Origin of the sequence: Pantoea sp. JKS000250, from assembly GCF_003201065.1 — a bacterium.
GTDB lineage: Bacteria > Pseudomonadota > Gammaproteobacteria > Enterobacterales > Enterobacteriaceae > Pantoea > Pantoea vagans.
Window position 1 is genome coordinate 765731 of record NZ_QICZ01000001.1, and the last position, 15086, is coordinate 780816.

The following is a 15086-nucleotide window of genomic DNA, read 5'->3' on the forward strand; positions in this document are numbered from 1 at the left end:
GACCTCTGTTGTCAGTATCGGGTCTGGCGCACGGCGACATCGCCGCTGTACGCTGACCCACGCCGCCTGCCTTGCACATCAGTACTGCGCAGACGGATAAATTCAGTTGCCCGTAAGGCTCAGCGGCCACTCACTCCGCTTTTAAAATCTCTTCATGTTCATCCAGCCAGCCCTGCCGCAGCTCCGGCACCGCGCGTTTCAGCCGCTCGAAATACAACTCGCTGGTCGGCTTGTCGTAGTCATTGCGTGCCAGCTGGGTGACGATGCGACCGCTTTTCATCACCACAATTTCGTCGCACACCGCGCGCACCGCATGCATATCGTGGCTGATGAAGATCACCGAGAGCCCCAGCTCACGGCGCAGTTCGCTGATTAAGTCGAGGACGGCGGCGGCGACCACAGTATCCAGCGCCGAGGTCACTTCATCGCACAAAATCAGATCCGGCTCCGCTGCCAGCGCACGCGCCAGATTGACGCGCTGCTTCTGACCGCCGGAGAGCGCCCAGGGACGCCGCCACAGCACGCTGCGCGGCAGTTGCACCAGATCCAGCAGCTGATAAAGTCGCTGCTGCCGGGCTGCCCCGCTCAGGCCATAAAACAGCGTCAGCGGTCGCGACAGGATGCGCTCAACGCTATGGGCCGGATTCAGCGCGGTATCTGCCATCTGGAATACATACTGAATGCGCCGCAGCTCATTGTCAGGACGTTTCTGCATATCGCCGGCAATATAGTGGCCGTTAAACAGGATATGCCCGTGGCTTGGCGCGTTGAGACCGGCAATCGCATGAGCCAGCGTCGTTTTGCCGGAGCCTGACTCGCCGATGATGCCAATCGCCTGCCCTTTCCACAGCTTAAGGTTAATCTCCTCAAGAATGCGTATTTTCGGCTGGCCGTCGCTGTCACGCGGGCCGTAACCGGCATTGAGATCGCGCACTTCCAGCAGCGGCTGAATATCGGCGGCGGCCGGACACCAGTTGCTGGGCCGCTCTTTCTGCCGTGCCGCTTCCATCAGCAGTCGCGTGTATTCCGCCTGCGGCGCGCCAATCAGGTGCGCAGTACTGCCATACTCCGCCATTTTACCGCGCAGCAGCACCAGAATCCGGTCAGCCATCTGTGCCACCACGGCCAGATCGTGACTGACGTAAATCGCGGTGACGCCGCGCTGCACCACCACGCGGCGAAACGCCTTCAACACTTCCACCTGCGTGGTGACATCCAGCGCGGTCGTGGGCTCATCCAGGATCACGACGTCGGGATCGCCAATCAGCGCCATCGCCGTCATCAGGCGCTGTAACTGACCGCCCGATACCTGGTGCGGGAACCGGTCGCCAATGGTCTCGGGATTGGGCAGCGCCAGCTCACGGAACAGGCCAATCGCTTTGGCTTTCGCGTCTTTGCGGGTCATCGTGCCGTGAATAACCACCGGCTCAATCACCTGGTCGAGGATCTTCATCCCCGGATTAAATGACGCCGCGGCGCTCTGGGCGATATAGGCGACCTTGTTGCCGCGAAACGCGCGCAGCTGGCCCGGTGACAGACTGTTCACATCGGTGCCGGCAACGTGAATATTGCCCTCAGCGATGCGGCAGCCGTTGCGGGCATAGCCCATCAGTGCCATGGCGATGGTGGTTTTTCCGGAGCCGGATTCGCCAATCAGCGCCAGCACCTCGCCCTTCTGCACCGTGAAGTGAATGTCCGACACAAGGTCGAGCTCTTCACCGCGATCGGTCTGCGCGGTGACGCGCAGTTTATCTACCGAAATCACCGGCATAGCGGTATGTGGTGTCACGTTCATGCTCCCTCCTTCGCCAGCGTCATCGGACGCATCGCCTGCAGGCTGTCAATAAACAGGTTGGCACCAATGGTCAGGCTGGCAATCGCCAGTGCGGGCATCAGTACCGCGGGCGAGCCATCAAACAGCCCCTGCATATTTTCACGTACCAGCGTGCCCCAGTCGGCGTACGGCGGCTGTACCCCCAGGCCGAGGAAGCTCAGGCCGCTCAGCAGCAGCACGATGTAGACAAAGCGCAGGCCAAAGTCCGTCAGCATCGGGTGCACCATGTTAGGCAGGATATCGTGAATGGCGATATACCAGCGGCTTTCGCCCCGCAGCCGTGACGCCCGGACGTAGTCCATGCTGCGCAGCGAGCTGGCCATGGCAAAAGCAATGCGGAATGCGCCCGGCCAGTAGGTGAACACCGCCGTCAGGATCAGCATGGGCAGCGAGGAGCCAAACACCGCGACAATCATCAGCGACAGTACCTTGCCCGGCAGCACCAGCAGGGCATCGTTGACGCGGCCCAGCAGCTCCTCCAGCCAGCGTCCCGTTACCGCCGCCAGCAGGGCCAGCAGCGTGCCGATCAGGCTGGCCAGCAGCGCCGCACTCAGCGCCAGGCCGATGGAGAACTTCGCGCCGTAGAGGATACGGCTCAGCATGTCGCGCCCCAGGTAGTCGGTCCCCAGCAGGTTATCGGCCGTCATGCCGCCCATCAGCGGGCCGCCGCCGATGTCATCAATGCTGTGCGGGGCCAGTGGCGTGCCAAACACCGCCATCAGCAGCCAGAACAGCGACATGATCAGACCCAGCCGGCCCGACCAGGAGAGCGACTGTAAGAAACGCCAGGGCAACAAGAGTGTATTCATGCGCTTCTCCATTTCGGGTTAAAGGCGATAGTCAGAATGTCGGCCGCCAGCAGCAGAACCAGGTAGCAGGCGGCGAACAGCATCACGCAGAGCTGCACCACCGGCAGGTCGCGGTTGCTGACCGCATCCACCAGCTGGCTGGCCAGACCGGGATAGCTGAAGATGGTTTCGATGATGATCACCCCGCCAAACAGGTAGGAGAGACTGAGAGAGATCGCATTGGCGATGGGTCCGACCGCGTTGGGCAGCGCGTGACGCAGCACGGCGCGGAGCGGCGACACCCCTTTAAGCAGCGCCATCTCCAGGTAGGGGCTGTCGAGCTGGTTGATAATGGCGGCCCGCGTCATGCGGGCCATCTGCGCCACCAGCACGCAGCAGAGCGTCAGCACCGGCAGCGCATAGGCTTTGAGGTAGCTCAGCAGGTCGCTGTCCGGACTGCCGAACGACATCGCCGACACCCAGTGCAGTTTGACGGCGAAAATCAGCACCGCCACGGTCGCGACCAGGAACTCCGGCACGGCCACCGTCGCCATGGTGCCGATAACCAGCGCCCGATCGAGCCTTGAACCGCGGTTCATCGCCGCGATAATGCCGATAATCAGCGCCAGCGGCACGCAGATCAGCGTGGTGATGCCCGCCAGTTCGAAGGTGGCGGGTATGCGCTGCGCCACCAGCTGCGAGACCGGCAGATGGCTGGCAAACGAGATGCCAAAGTCACCCTGCACCATACCCGTCAGCCAGTGGAGATAGCGGACCAGTAGAGGCTGATCGAGACCCAGCTGCTGCCGTAACGCCGCCACCGTTTCCGGCGTGGCGTTCTGGCCGAGGATCATCTGCGCCGCGTCACCCGGCAACAGGCTGGTGATGAAAAACACCACCGCCGAGACGATAAGCAACGTCAGGATGCCGGCGCCAATGCGCCGGGCAATCAGGAACAGCATGTATCGGTTCATCGGCGAACTCCTTATGAATAGCCTGATGGGACAGGCTGAGATCAGGCGGTCAGCCAGGCAAACTCATGGAAGCGGTAGCCCATCATCATGCCTGACGGCCAGGCTTCGACCCCTTTGACCTTTTTGTTGTAGCCATCGGTGGAGCTGATAAAGGTCGGGATGATCGTGCCGCAGTGGTCATAAATCAGCGTCTGCATGTCGCCATACATCTGCTTGCGCTTTGCCTGATCGCGTTCTCCGCGCGCGGCGACCACCAGTTGATCAAACTGCGGATTTTTCCAGCCCGACTCGTTATTCGGTGCGGTAGAGAGATAAAACTGTGAGAAGAGCATGTCGAGCGTCGGACGCGGATTTATCGAGCCATATCCCACCGGATCTTTCATCCAGTGCGAAGACCAGTAACCGTCATACGGCACGCGTCGCACTTTTATGTTCAGCCCCGCCCCGCGCGCCAGCTGCTGGATCATCTGCCCGCCTTCATTCGCCCCTTCAATGTTGGGCGTCGTGATGATCTCTACCGTAGCGCCCGCCATGCCCGCTTTTTTAATGTGGAACTTCGCTTTTTCGATGTCGAGCGGACGCGGTTTGAGATCGGCGTTGTAAAGCGGATGCCACGGCGGTACCGGGGTGTCATTACTGACGTCGCCGTAACCCTGCAGTACCGTTTTCACCAGCATTTCGCGCGGCTGCAGATATTTCATCGCCAGCACGAAATCTTCGTTGTTACCCGGCTTCACATCGGTGCGGATAATCAGGTTGGTGTACATGCCTGATTTGCTTTCCAGTATGCCAAACTCGCTGCTGGCTTTGATGCGTTTGCAGTCCGCGGCGCTCAGAGTGGAGACCATCTGCAGATCGCCCGACATCAGGGCATTGACACGCGCCGCGTTGTCAGTGACGCCAATCAGCTCCACCTCATCCAGATGCGGCAGACCGGGCTTGTAGTAGTTGGGATTTTTGGTACCAATGGTGCGCGTGCCTGGCATAAAGGTTTTGCAGACAAACGGACCGGTGCCGATGCCTTTACTGAAGTCGGTGGTGCCGTCTTTGACAATCAAAAACGGCGGCGTCGCCAGCATGTAAGGAACGTCAAAGTTGGCGTTGTTCAGCTCCAGCTGCACCTCATTATCATTGACCGCGCTGAAGGTTTTAAACTGATCGGCCAGCTTAAAGGCGATTGAGGCGATGGCCGGATCTTTGTGTCGGCTGAGCGAGAAGATCACATCTTTAGCGGTCAGCGGTTTGCCATCATGGAAGGTGACGCCCTTCCGCAGTTTAATATGCCAGGTGATGCCGTCGCTGGATTCCACTGATTCGGCCAGCGCCGGTTGCGCCATCAGGTTTTTGTCCAGTTCGGTCAGGCCGCTGTAGAACATGAACTGACGGGTGTAGTCCGCGCTGTTATTACTTTTCGCCGGATCGAGCGTATCGGTGGCGGAGGCATTCGACATTGCCGCCCGCAGTTTACCGCCTTTGACCGGCTTGTCGTCCGCCAGTGCCGCCCCGGAGAAGCCCACCAGCCCGCTGCTCATCACCGCACCGGCGGAAAGAATCTTCATCAGGCTGCGGCGTGACAGCGAGCCTTCGGTGATCATGCGCGTCAGTGCCGGATTTACCGCATCAGCGTCGTTATTATCAAATTTACTCATCTCTCTACCCTCAATAGTCAGGCGAACCGGGATCATGTTCTGGCGGTGCTGGCAACCTGGCGGCCAGCACCCGACGGGACGTTAAGAAAGGCGATCCTTTGCTTTGTAATAGAGTCCTGCGAGCGGTAAAAACCATGGCTTGCCGTGATAACCGGGCAGCGCGGGCCATGCGTCGCGCTGCCAGGGATTTTCAGTGCGCTTTTCGGCCAGCAGATCGGCCATTACCCGTCCCATCCACACCGACATCTGCGTGCCGTGGCCGCTGTAGCCCAGCGAATAGAAGAGGCCATCCTGTTCACCCGCATGCGGCAGACGGTCGGCGGTCATATCGACCATGCCGCCCCAGCAGTAATCCAGCGCTGCCTGGCCGAGTTGCGGCAGCATCTGCGTCATCGCGTGGCGCAGGATCTCGCCGCTGCGCGAATCAGAGGTCGGATTGCTGACCGCAAACCGCGCCCGGCCGCCAAACACCAGCCGGCTGTCGGCAGTGGTGCGGAAGTAGTTGCCGATATTCAGCGACGTCACGTAGGTCCGATTATTGGGCAGCACCTGGCGCAGCAGCGCCGGGTCGAGTGCTTCGGTCACCACGATAAAGCTGCCGACCGGCACGATGCGGCGCTGAAACCAGGGAAAAGGGCCGACGTTGGAGCAGCCGGTCGCCATCAGCACCTTATCCGCCAGAAGGGTGCCGTTTGCAGTGTGAATCCGGTGCTGATAGCCCTTCAGTCGCTCTAACTTCGTCACGGCATGATGCGGATAAATCTTCGCCCCGCTGCGCGCGGCGGCTTCAGCCAGCCCGATGCCAAATTTGCCCATGTGCATCTGACCGCCACGCTTCTGCAGCAGGCCGCCGTGGAACTTGTCGCTGGCGATCTCGTCGCGCACTGCCGTTTTGTCGAGCAGTTCGATATCCGGGTCCACGGTGCGGCGCATCAGTTCATACGCCTCCCGCAGCCCGGCGACATGCGAGGCTTTGCTGGCGAGCTTGAGTTTGCCGCACAGCCGGAAGTCGCAGTCGATCGCTTCATCCTGAATCAGTTGCTGGACGTAGCTCACGGCGTCATCAAATGCCCGGTAGAAGCGGCTGGCCTGTTCCAGACCCTGACTCGCTACCAGCGAGGCGAAGTTCTGCGCCACACCGGTATTGCAGTGACCGCCGTTGCGCGCCGATGCCTGGCTCATGACGTCGCCACTCTCCAGCAGCACCACGCTGATGCCGCTGCGCGCCAGGTTAAGGGCTGCCGAGACACCGGTGAAGCCGCCGCCAATTACCACCACCTCCGCCTGGGCGGGCAACGGTTCGCGGGCAGCACCGGCAAAGGCCGGAGCCGTAGCCTGCCAGAACGATTCCAGTTTCATGGGGGGTTCCTCAGAGTCCGACGACGCCAGGCAGGCCGCCGATATCTTTGATTTCGGTGTACTGGTAGTACGGGTTCGCCGGTTCATGACCGCGATTGACCCAGACTTTGTTTTTGATGCCGAGATCGTAGGCGGTCATCAGGTCATAGCGGAAGCTGGAGGAGACGTGCAGGATCTCTTCCGGGCCGCAGTCAAGCTTATCCAGCATGTACTCGAAGCCCTTCATCTGCGGTTTGTAGGCACCCGCTTCTTCCGCCGTGATGGTCATGTGGATCGGTGCGCCCAGACGCGGTATATGGTGCGGGATCAGGTCTTTCATGGAGTTAGTCAGCAGCACCAGCGGAAACTCTTTTGCGACTTTCGCCAGCCCGGCCGGCACGTCGGGATGCGGACCCCAGCTGGCGCAATCGGTGTAAATGAAGTCGCTGTCGGCTTTATCCCATTCAACGCCCCACTTTTTGCAGGTGCGCTGGATGGCATTGCTAACCACGTCGTAATAAGGTTTCCATGCGCCGAGCACCTCATCCAGCCGGTAACTGGCAAAATCAGCGGTGAAGGCGTGCATGGCCTCAGGGTCGACGCGGTCGCTGAAACAGCGTTCTGCCGCACCGGCCATATCGAAGCGAATCAGCGTGCCGTAACAGTCAAACGTGATGAATTTCGGTTTAAACAGTGCCATGTAACACCCTCGTCTTGTCAGTTGCGCTTAGAAATCGATGAGTACGCTCTTCTGGCGCTGGCAGGCCTGAAACGCCTGACGCCCTAAATCTTTGCCAATGCCGGAGCCGAGAAAACCGCCGGTAGGAATGATGAAGTCGCCGGAGCGGCCATAGCGGTTAATCCAGACGGTGCCTGCGTCAATCGCCCGCATCGCCCGCAGCGCGCGCGGCAGGCTCAGGGTGTGGACACCGGCGCAGAGGCCGTAGGTGTCGTGGGCGGCCATCGCCAGTCCCTGCTCTTCATCATCAAACGTCTGTACCGTCAGCACCGGACCAAAAATCTCCTGCTGAACCGCCGGGTTATCCTGCGCCACATGGCTCAGCAGCGTCGGCTGCCAGAACCAGCCGTTGTCCGTGTCGGCAAAGCGCTCTCCGCCCACCAGCACCTCTGCGCCCTGCGCTTTTGCGGCTTCAATGACCGAGCAGACTTTGTTGCCCTGGCGTTCATCGATCAGCGGCGCGTAGCGGCTGCCCTCCTGCCAGGTGACGCCCGGTTTCACTTCCCGGCAAAGCTGGGCCAGCCGCTCAACCAGCGGATCGGCAATGTTGCGCTGCACAATAAGACGGGTGCCCGCCACGCACGCCTGACCGCCGTTGGCAGTGAAGCCGCGCAGAATGCGCTGAGCCAGCACCTCAAGGTCACCCGCATCATCAAATACCAGCTGCGGGCTTTTGCCGCCCAGCTCCAGCGTCACCGGTTTCATGCCGTGCTGCGCGGCATCGCTCATGATGCGCGCGCCGGTCAGGGTCGAGCCGGTAAACGAGACTTTGCGCACCAGTGGATGTTTCACCAGCGCACTGCCGGTCACCGCGCCACTGCCCTGCACAATGTTCAGCACGCCCGCTGGCAGGCCCGCCTGAATCGCCAGTTCAGCCATGCGCACCGTCGAAAACGGGGTCAGTTCAGAGGGTTTCAGCACCACCGCATTGCCTGCTGCCAGCGCGGGTCCGCATTTCCACGACGCCATCGACAGCGGGAAATTCCACGGGGTAATCGCGGCGATGACGCCATAGGGTTCCGCAATCAGCATGCCGAGGCTGCTGTCGCGGGTGGGAAAGAGATCGCCGCTGTATTTGTCTGCGCATTCGGCGTAAAAGCGAATCGCCTCGGCGGTAAACGGAATTTCGTGCAGCACCACGTCGCTGATGGGCCGGGTTGAGCCCAGCGCTTCCAGCTGAGCCAGCAGCGCGTCCTGCTCTATCAGGTCAGCCCAGCGGCGTAACACGCGACCGCGTTCACGCGGCGGACAGCCAGACCAGCCGCTGGTTTTCAGCGCCTGATGCGCCACGGTGACGGCACGATCAACATCCTGCGGCGTGGCGTCCTGCAGCGTGGCATAGCCCCTGCCATCAGAGGGACGTTTAACCTCAAAGGCTGCGCCCTGACTCTGGCAGTGCTGGCCGCCAATATAATGGCCAGCCGGAAGAGAAACTTTTTCAGGGTCGAAACTTAACATGGAAGAATTCCTTATTTGTAACACCCATCAGTTGCTGGCTTAATAGCGTTTTTAACTGGCGATTTCTGCGCTGTTAATAAGCTAATGCAGAAAGTATGCCAGCCGGGCAAAAAATAAAAATGCGTTTAAAACAGCGCAAAAAAATTTTCTGCCGTATTGCCGGGGTAATTTTTGCGGATTTGCCGAACAATTAAACAGATGATTTACTTCACAAAATTTATGCGCCCTGCTGGTGCAACCTGCACGGAAATTGCACCAAAGCGGATATTCCGGTTCAGGCTGCTCACTTCTGCACTCATGACACACCGATTTACCGACCGGCCTCACATCCCTGATAAATTCTTTACTTTTTAAAGAGAATTATTTGACGCCGTGGAAATAATTCTGTGCGTCAGGCATAAAAAAACGCCAGCCGGATCGTCCGGCTGGCGTTTTGGTCATATTTAATTACAGACTGCCAATGTGAAAAGTTTTCTGTTCCAGATATTCATCAATTCCGTAGCGGGATCCTTCCCGGCCAATACCGGAAAGTTTCACGCCTCCAAAGGGGGCAACTTCAAGAGAAATCGCGCCGGTATTAAAGCCGACCATGCCAAACTCCAATGCTTCCGCCACCCGCCAGGCACGCCGGATATTTTCGGTAAAGAAGTAGGCGCCCAGTCCGTAGGGCGTGTCATTCGCCATTGCGATGGCCTCATCCTCATCATCAAAGATAAACAGCGGCGCGACCGGACCGAATGTCTCCTCATGAGCAATGCGCATGCTGGACGTGACCTCGCCGAGCACCGTGGGCTCAACAAAAGTACCGTTGCCCTGGCTGATGCCGCCGGTCAGTAGCGTGGCACCCTGGCTGAGCGCATCATCGATGTGACCATTCACCTTTTCTACCGCGCGGGGGGTAATCAGCGGACCCATGGTGCTGTCGGGCGCAAAGCCATCACCCACTTTCAGGGTGGCGACCGCCTCCAGCAGTCGCGCGGTGAAGCGCGTATAGATGTTACGCTGCACCAGAATTCTGTTGGCGCAGACGCAGGTCTGCCCGGCGTTGCGGAACTTGCTGAGCATGACGCCCGCGACCGCAATCTCAATGTCGGCATCATCAAACACGATCAGCGGCGCGTTGCCGCCCAGCTCCAGGCTCAGACGTTTGATGCTGTCAGCGCTTTGCTGCATTAATAACTGCCCAATGCGGGTCGAGCCGGTGAAGGAAATTTTACGCACCGTACGGCTACCAGTCAGTGCCGCACCGATCTCCGTGGGCAGGCCGGTCAGCACCTGTAATACGCCTGACGGGAAACCGGCGCGCTCTGCCAGCACCGCGAGGGCCAGCGCGGAGAGCGGCGTTAACTCCGAAGGTTTAACGATAATCGGACATCCGGCGGCCAGCGCGGGGGCCACCTTACGAGTGATCATCGCAATCGGGAAGTTCCAGGGAGTGATGGCGGCGGCAACGCCTACCGGCTGTTTCAGCACCAGAATGCGCCGGTCGTCACTGGGCGCGGGAATGGTGTCGCCATAGACACGGCGCGCCTCTTCCGCGAACCATTTCACAAAGCTGGCCCCGTAGAGCACTTCGCCTCTGGCTTCCGCCAGCGGTTTGCCCTGCTCTGCGGTCATGATGATCGCCAGGTCGTCAGCATGTTCAATAATCAGTTGATGCCATTTTTCCAGCAGCGCGGCACGGCTGGCGTTAGTGGTTTTTCCCCAGCTGATGCGAACCGTTTCCGCACAGGCTATCGCCTGCTCTGTTTCCGCACGGCCCAGCGCCGGTATGGTCGCCAGCGTTTCGCCCGTGGCGGGATCGGTAACCGGCAGCGTGGCACCCTGATGTGCATCCTGCCAGCGTCCGGCAAATAACGCCTGCTGGCGCAGCAGATCGCTGTCTTTAAGTTGTAATCGCGACATAACATCCCCTTGTGGTCAGCTGATTCCACTTTATCGCGCCGGGTCAGCGCAGGATGTTGTTGTGCGGGGTCAGAAAGGTCGCTAAACGAGTTTTTCGCAGGGATTTGAAATTTTATGCTGTGCGGAAATGGGTGCGCATCCGGCGGGATGCGCACGCGCTTTAAATCTGGAAGTCGATGACCGGTTCGTCGTCATTACTGTAGGAGAGTGCCTGGCGTTTGATCTCCTCCAGCGACAGATTAGCGTTACAGAGTTCCAGGAACTGCCAGACATAATTGCGCTGCAGCTGTCCCCGCTTGAGGCCGAGCCAGACGGTGCTGGCATCAAACAGATGCGTGGCGTCGATGCGTACCAGCTCTTCACTCTCTTCCGTTTCACACGCCTGATCGGCCAGTATCCCGACGCCCAGACCAAGTTTAACGTAGGTTTTCACCACGTCGGAGTCCTGGGCGCTGAGCACGATGTCCGGTTTTAAACCCGCCGACTGGAAGGCACGGTCAACCCGCGAACGACCGGTGATACCCTGGCGGTAAGTAATGAGGGGATAACGGCTGAGGGTGCTCAGTGAAACCGGTTGATTCTGTACCAGCTCATGATCTTTCGGCACCAGCAACGCATGATGCCAGCTGAACCAGGGGAATGCCGCCAGGCTGCTGTTATTGACCAGCATTTCACTGGCGATGCCGATGTCCGCTTCACCCGCCAGCAGCATGGTGACAATTTCCTGCGGCGATCCCTGGTTGAGTTCCAGACGAACGTTGGGATAGAGCTGACGAAACGCTTTAATGATTTTCGGCAGACTGTAGCGCGCCTGAGTATGGGTCGTTGCAATGGTCAGAATGCCGCTGGTTTCATTAGTAAAGACATCGGCCAGACGTCGTACCTTCCCTGCTTCATCGAGGATGCGTTCGGCGATGGTCAGCAGCGCTTTACCCGGTTCGGTCATTCCCAGCAGGCGCTTACCGCGACGAATAAAGATCTCAACACCCAGTTCATCTTCCAGGTCACGAATGTGCCGACTGACACCTGACTGGGAGGTAAACAGCGTGTTAGCGACTTCCGTTAAGTTAAACTCACAGCGGGCCGCCTCGCGGATGATTTTAAGCTGCTGGAAATTCACGACATTTACCTCCCTTTACATAATCTGATTCCCTGATGTTAAGAACTATTATTGATAACAGGAAATACTAAAAAATTTGGCTTTATGACTTTAGGGAATAAAGGGGGAGGTTACGCGGATGCGCTGAGGTGTTCGCTGCGCGAACGGGGCTGGGAAGGTTTCGTTCGCTTTGCAGCGGGCTGACGCTGAGAAGGTTTCGTTCGCCTGGTGAGCCGGGCAGTTTCAGTTACGCCTCTGCAGGCGACCAACAAGGGGGCGCCAGTCGCCGCGCCCCCTTGACCCCGGGCTCCGGCCTGCTTCACCGCCGCTTCGCGGTCCCTTCGCCTCTTCCGGATTTCTCAGGGACCGCCGGGACGCGCCATCCCTGGCGCGAACCCGCCTCTTCGCGACATCCCTGTCGCTCGTCCTGAAATCCCTCATCCGCTCAGCGGCTCTGACGGCCTCCCTCCCCCGCTTTTATCTCCTCTCTTCAAAGTTGAGTACTTTATCGCTTTTTGTTTTTGGAAGGGTCTCTGGCCAGAAGACAACACTGCACCAAAACAACATAAAAATTTTGCAGGCGAGGTTTGAGAGAGGCATCCGGAGCGCTGAGGAACAACCGGAGGCGAGGATGAGCCGACAGGACGTCGGCGAAAGGACGGTTCGCGCCAGGGATGGCGCGTCCGGACGGTCCGCGGGCCGCAGGGCGTGACGAAGGGACCCCGCGAAGTGGGGCGCGCAGGCAGCCGGACGCCGGGATTGTTAAGGGGCGGGCGTACGCCCCTTGACGCGTCCGCCTGCACGGAGGACCTGAAACTCTCCACCGCCTGGCGGGCGTAACCTGCTCAGACTCAGACCGCTGCAAAGCCTGACCTTAGCCCGCTGCAAAGCGCGCTCTCTACCCCACTAACATCAACTCCCGCTCCTCACTCAGCGGCTTATTCAGCAGCGACAGCAGGATATTTTTCACGGCCTGTGCAGAAGGCGACAGCGGCAACCGGGCTGAGATGTTCAGCGACAGCGGCAAACTCAGTGACGGGCTGTTGATACGGGACATCCAGGCATCAGTTGAACCTACCAGCGCACGGGCGGCCGATTCAGGTAATACGGTGACACCCATGCCGCTGGAAATGGCTGCGGTCAGGGTTGAAATCGATTCGATCTCACCAATGATGCGCGCACTCAGGCGACGCAGTGAAAATGCCTCATCAACCCGTTTGCGCACTGCGCTGTAGTCGCGTGGTAAAAACAGGCTCATCTGCGCCACATCGGCCAGATCGACGCTGGCACCTGGGTAGTCGGTAGCGCCGACCAGGAAGAGATCTTCTTTCATCAGCGGCATGCTGTTGATGCCGGCAGTCGGAGCGCGATCGTACAGTACCGCCATATCCAGCTGACCGTTCATCACTTTCTCATTCAGCACGCTGCCGCTATTTTCATGCAGGTAGACCAGTACTTCAGGAAACTGATCGCGAACGGTTTGCAGCAGCGGCATGGTCAGCGAGGAGGCTGCTGTGCCGGGTGCCAGACCAATTGATACCTGGCCGCTCAGCACCTGACCGGCATTAATGACCGCCGTCTGGGCCTGCTCGCACTGGCGCAGAATAGTACGCGCATGACCATAGAGAATCTTTCCGGCTTCCGTTGGCGTGACGCCGCGCTTGGTGCGGATCAGGAGCTGCTGATCCAGTTCATTCTCCAGCGTTGCCACCTGCTGACTGAGTGCAGGCTGCGCGATATGCAGCACTTCCGCTGCCTGCGTCAGACTGCCGATATCGACGATTTTCACAAAGTATTTCAGTCGTCTTAAATTCATCTTGCCTCCGTCACTTACCCTGAATAGCGAAAGGTGTCTGGCCCATCGCTCTGATGACAGAGATTTTGCAAGATGCAGGCCAGGTTTAAATCCTGCGCCTCGCCCGTCAGCCAGATTTTTCCTAACGGCCCGGAAAATAAGCGTTTCTGATTACCTCTTAAGGGTTAATAAGGATCAGGAATGCGTAATAGCAACAGAGGAGTCGAGCGGGCGCACTGTGGCAGTGCAGATGCTGCGAGTCAGACGTGCAGAAAAGTGATGACGGGCTGTACAGTTTTAGTGCAGTGGAAACGTATTGCACCGGATGAAGGCTTGCCGGGCTTACAGGAAAGCATTAACCAACAGACTGAGAATGTAACCGCTATCAGCGGGATTTCTTATCGCTGACGCTTCCTGAAGACAAAAAAACAACCGTTGCCCTCTCCCGTTGCGGAAGAAGGCAACGCCTGCTGATTAACGTTTTTTACGGTTACGATGCATGTCGATAGAGACCGCAGCGACGATGATCACCCCTTTGATGATGTCCTGAATATAGGCATCGACACCCACGAAGGTGAATCCGCTTTTAATCAGGCCAAGAATAACGGCACCGATTAATGTGCCGGTGATACGGCCGACACCGCCCATCAGGCTGCTGCCGCCGATAACGGCTGCGGCAATCGCATCCAGCTCGTAGGACATCCCCATACTCGACTGGCCGCTGCTGACGCGCGCCGCCAGTACCACACCCGCCAGGCCAGAGAGCGCGCCGGCAATGGTGTAGACGATGATCAGATACTTATTAACGTTGATACCGGAGACTTTTGCCGAGGTCATGTTGCCGCCGATGGCGTAAACATATTTACCGTAGCGGGTATGTTTCAGGGCGATGTGAAACAGCAGTGCCACCACCAGGAAAATCACGACCGGCATGGCACCCTGACCGATTGAGGTAAAGCCATCGGAAAGGAAGCTGATGGGATTACCCTGAGTGTAATACTGCGCCAGACCGCGTGCCGACACCATCATGCCCAGCGTGGCAATGAAGGGCGGAATGCCGGTGCGGGTAATCAGTACACCATTGACCGCACCCGCCAGCAGACCAACACCGATACCGGCCGCGATAGGGATTACCGCGGGCATATTAACCAGCGACGGATACATCGGCGACAGGCTGTCAGAGGTCTGCGCCAGACTGGCGGCGACCACCGCCGCCAGGGCGATGACGGAACCGGACGAGAGATCGATACCGGTGGTGATAATGACCTGGGTCACGCCAACGGCGATAATCCCGATAATCGCCACCTGCAGGACAATCAGGATCAGACGGTTGGTGTTGAGCAGGAAAGACTGGTCACGCACGTACCAGCCAAACATTTCAAAAATCAATGCAATCCCCACCATCACCACAAAAATGCCGGTATCTTTCGGCAGTTTATGGCGCAGGCTGGCAAAAAAAGAGGGTTGCTGCGGGGCTGCCGGGGTAGCAGTAGCTTTCATATTGCTC

At 58.8% G+C, this 15086-nt stretch carries 11 protein-coding genes; all 11 read right to left on the reverse strand.

The window, feature by feature from the left end; genetic code table 11:
• Positions 1–130 precede the first annotated feature (130 nt).
• On the reverse strand, positions 131–1795 hold the full coding sequence (locus BY447_RS03885) for an ABC transporter ATP-binding protein (RefSeq protein WP_110330568.1): 1665 nt from the start codon (positions 1793–1795) through the stop codon (positions 131–133).
• Complete coding sequence (locus BY447_RS03890; RefSeq protein ID WP_013358371.1) at positions 1792–2643, reverse strand: ABC transporter permease; 852 nt, start codon at positions 2641–2643, stop codon at positions 1792–1794. The genes BY447_RS03885 and BY447_RS03890 overlap by 4 nt, the downstream gene beginning before the upstream one ends.
• Positions 2640–3596: an ABC transporter permease gene (locus BY447_RS03895; RefSeq protein WP_013358372.1), complete on the reverse strand. Its 957-nt coding sequence runs from the start codon at positions 3594–3596 to the stop codon at positions 2640–2642. Before BY447_RS03895 ends, BY447_RS03890 begins: the two co-directional genes overlap by 4 nt.
• Positions 3597–3637: 41 nt before the next feature.
• Entirely contained in the window at positions 3638–5245 is a 1608-nt protein-coding gene (locus BY447_RS03900; protein WP_107319886.1) for an ABC transporter substrate-binding protein, read from the reverse strand.
• Positions 5246–5326: 81 nt separating this feature from the next.
• Positions 5327–6604 carry an NAD(P)/FAD-dependent oxidoreductase gene (locus BY447_RS03905; protein ID WP_110330569.1) on the reverse strand — a complete coding sequence of 426 codons (1278 nt, stop codon included), beginning with the start codon at positions 6602–6604 and terminating at the stop codon, positions 5327–5329.
• Between the two features lie 10 nt (positions 6605–6614).
• The gene (locus BY447_RS03910) at positions 6615–7283 is read right to left on the reverse strand and encodes a haloacid dehalogenase type II (protein ID WP_013358375.1); all 669 of its coding nucleotides are present in this window, start codon (positions 7281–7283) and stop codon (positions 6615–6617) included.
• Positions 7284–7310: 27 nt separating this feature from the next.
• Positions 7311–8780, reverse strand: a complete 1470-nt coding sequence (locus BY447_RS03915) for an aldehyde dehydrogenase family protein (RefSeq protein ID WP_013358376.1) — start codon at positions 8778–8780, stop codon at positions 7311–7313.
• A 447-nt stretch (positions 8781–9227) separates the two neighbouring features.
• Complete coding sequence (locus BY447_RS03920; RefSeq protein ID WP_110330570.1) at positions 9228–10685, reverse strand: NAD-dependent succinate-semialdehyde dehydrogenase; 1458 nt, start codon at positions 10683–10685, stop codon at positions 9228–9230.
• A gap of 160 nt (positions 10686–10845) precedes the next feature.
• Positions 10846–11805 carry an HTH-type transcriptional regulator Cbl gene (cbl, locus tag BY447_RS03925; RefSeq protein ID WP_013358380.1) on the reverse strand — a complete coding sequence of 320 codons (960 nt, stop codon included), beginning with the start codon at positions 11803–11805 and terminating at the stop codon, positions 10846–10848.
• 877 nt (positions 11806–12682) lie between these two features.
• Positions 12683–13600 carry a nitrogen assimilation transcriptional regulator NAC gene (nac, locus tag BY447_RS03930; protein ID WP_033783480.1) on the reverse strand — a complete coding sequence of 306 codons (918 nt, stop codon included), beginning with the start codon at positions 13598–13600 and terminating at the stop codon, positions 12683–12685.
• Positions 13601–14053: 453 nt separating this feature from the next.
• On the reverse strand, positions 14054–15079 hold the full coding sequence (locus tag BY447_RS03935; protein ID WP_179291192.1) for an ABC transporter permease: 1026 nt from the start codon (positions 15077–15079) through the stop codon (positions 14054–14056).
• Positions 15080–15086 lie beyond the last annotated feature (7 nt).

What these genes read in the sequence shown, in the direction of transcription:
- BY447_RS03900 (WP_107319886.1), bottom strand. Translation starts at nt 5,245, where the DNA reads ATGAGTAAATTTGATAATAACGACGCTGATGCGGTAAATCCGGCACTG.
- BY447_RS03895 (WP_013358372.1), bottom strand. Translation starts at nt 3,596, where the DNA reads ATGAACCGATACATGCTGTTCCTGATTGCCCGGCGCATTGGCGCCGGC.
- BY447_RS03905 (WP_110330569.1), bottom strand. Translation starts at nt 6,604, where the DNA reads ATGAAACTGGAATCGTTCTGGCAGGCTACGGCTCCGGCCTTTGCCGGT.
- BY447_RS03935 (WP_179291192.1), bottom strand. Translation starts at nt 15,079, where the DNA reads ATGAAAGCTACTGCTACCCCGGCAGCCCCGCAGCAACCCTCTTTTTTT.
- nac (WP_033783480.1), bottom strand. Translation starts at nt 13,600, where the DNA reads ATGAATTTAAGACGACTGAAATACTTTGTGAAAATCGTCGATATCGGC.
- BY447_RS03920 (WP_110330570.1), bottom strand. Translation starts at nt 10,685, where the DNA reads ATGTCGCGATTACAACTTAAAGACAGCGATCTGCTGCGCCAGCAGGCG.
- BY447_RS03890 (WP_013358371.1), bottom strand. Translation starts at nt 2,643, where the DNA reads ATGAATACACTCTTGTTGCCCTGGCGTTTCTTACAGTCGCTCTCCTGG.
- BY447_RS03885 (WP_110330568.1), bottom strand. Translation starts at nt 1,795, where the DNA reads ATGAACGTGACACCACATACCGCTATGCCGGTGATTTCGGTAGATAAA.
- BY447_RS03915 (WP_013358376.1), bottom strand. Translation starts at nt 8,780, where the DNA reads ATGTTAAGTTTCGACCCTGAAAAAGTTTCTCTTCCGGCTGGCCATTAT.
- BY447_RS03910 (WP_013358375.1), bottom strand. Translation starts at nt 7,283, where the DNA reads ATGGCACTGTTTAAACCGAAATTCATCACGTTTGACTGTTACGGCACG.